3 protein-coding genes are annotated in these 1,551 nt (G+C 75.6%); 2 read left to right on the forward strand and 1 reads right to left on the reverse strand.

What is annotated here, in order from left to right:
• Positions 1-317: DUF4229 domain-containing protein (locus tag DZG00_RS15345; RefSeq protein WP_147360059.1), on the reverse strand; the 317-nt coding region annotated here is incomplete at its 3' end.
• Positions 318-445: 128 nt separating this feature from the next.
• On the opposite strand from DZG00_RS15345, the gene DZG00_RS15350 reads away from it, so the two are divergent.
• Both DZG00_RS15350 and DZG00_RS15355 read left to right on the forward strand, forming a co-directional pair.
• Positions 446-868, forward strand: coding sequence for a PLD nuclease N-terminal domain-containing protein (locus DZG00_RS15350; protein ID WP_119383241.1), 423 nt, complete (start codon positions 446-448; stop codon positions 866-868).
• 6 nt (positions 869-874) lie between these two features.
• Positions 875-1,551, forward strand: a 677-nt coding sequence (locus DZG00_RS15355) for a thiamine pyrophosphate-binding protein (protein WP_255414079.1), incomplete at its 3' end; no start/stop codon positions are given.

The raw sequence follows: 1,551 nt of genomic DNA on the forward strand, positions 1-1,551 counted from the left end.
GTGCCCGTGGCGGTGGTCGCGACGTCGGGGGATCCGGCGGCGCGGGCCCGGCGCTCGGCGGCGTCCACCGCGGCGTCCTCGGAGTCGTCGTCCTCCACGGGCTTGCGGCGCCCGGCGGCGACGGCCGCGAGATCCGCCGCCATGGCCTCGCGCTGACGGTGCAGGAAGATGTACGACCCGCAGAACGACACCACCGCGCCGATGACCGCGGCGAGCGGCCAGAAGTCCGGGCTCACGGCGACCACGAGGCCGAACGGGACGGCGAACAGGAGGATGCGGACGACGGTGTAGACGAGCCAGTAGCGACGGGAACTCACCGGGTCAGCATAGGTCGGCCGCCTGGACGGACCCGTCGCCTGCCCGGGCCGTCGTCGCCCAGCAGGCGTCCTCTCTCCGCTCGCTGGACGCCCGGCGTCCTCCCCGGTTGCGGAGCTACCATCGGGAGATGCCCCGCCTGCTGATCGGTCTCGCCGTCGTGATCGTGTTCTTCACGGTCTTCGTCATCGTGGACACCTCCCTGACGCCGCGGACCCGCATGCGCGGCCTCCCGAAGCCCGCCTGGATCGCGGTGGTCGTCCTGGTGCCCGTCATCGGCGGCATCCTCTGGCTCCTGATCGGCAAGGACCGCACCGACCTCGCCCGCGCGTCCGGCCGCCGCCTCGGCCCGGACGACGACCCCGACTTCCTCTCCGGCCTCGGCCGCACGCGCTCGGAGGAGGAGCGGATCCGCCGCCTCGAGCAGGAGCTCGCCGACCTCGACAGCGACGGCACCGGTCCGGACGACCCGCAGGCGCCGGGCGCCACGGGCGGCCCGACCCGGCCGAACCGCGACGACGACGACCGGGCGCCTGGCCGCCGGGACGCCTGACCGCCGGTGACCACGACCGACCCGCGCCCCTCCCGCTCCGCCACCCTCCCGCGCACGGGCAACCCGTCCACCGACCGCGCGATCGAGATGCTCGTCGCGCTCGTGCGCGAGGGCGTCACCGACGTCGTCCTCTGCCCCGGATCCCGCTCCCAGGCCCTCGCGCTCGTCGCGGCGGAGCTCGAGCGCGTCGAGGGCGTGCGCCTGCACGTGCGCATCGACGAGCGCGCCGCCGGATTCCTCGCGCTCGGGCTCGGCGTCGAGTCAGGCCGACCGGCGCCCGTCATCACCACCTCCGGCACGGCCGTCGCGAACCTGCACCCCGCCGTGCTCGAGGGCTGGCACTCGGGCGTCCCGATGCTGCTCCTCACGGGCGACCGGCCGGCGGAGCTCCGCGGGATCGCGAGCAACCAGACCACGCGCCAGCCGGGGATGTTCGGTGACCGGGTCGCGTGCATCGACGTGCCGGCGCCCGAGGAGACGGACGACGACCTCGCACGCGACGCCTCGATCGCCCGCGACGCGTACCGCCGGGCTCGCGACGGCCGCACGCCCGTGCACGTCAACGTGGCGTTCCGGGATCCGCTCTCCGTCGCGGTCCCGGACCTCACGGACGCCGTCGCGGAGGCGCGTGCCGACGCCGCGGGCGCCGACGCCCCGGAGACCGCGCCCGCCGCCGACGTCCT

Source organism: Clavibacter lycopersici (assembly GCF_003576405.1).
Taxonomy (GTDB): Bacteria; Actinomycetota; Actinomycetes; order Actinomycetales; family Microbacteriaceae; genus Clavibacter; species Clavibacter lycopersici.

What these genes read in the sequence shown, in the direction of transcription:
- DZG00_RS15350 (WP_119383241.1), top strand. Translation starts at nt 446, where the DNA reads ATGCCCCGCCTGCTGATCGGTCTCGCCGTCGTGATCGTGTTCTTCACG.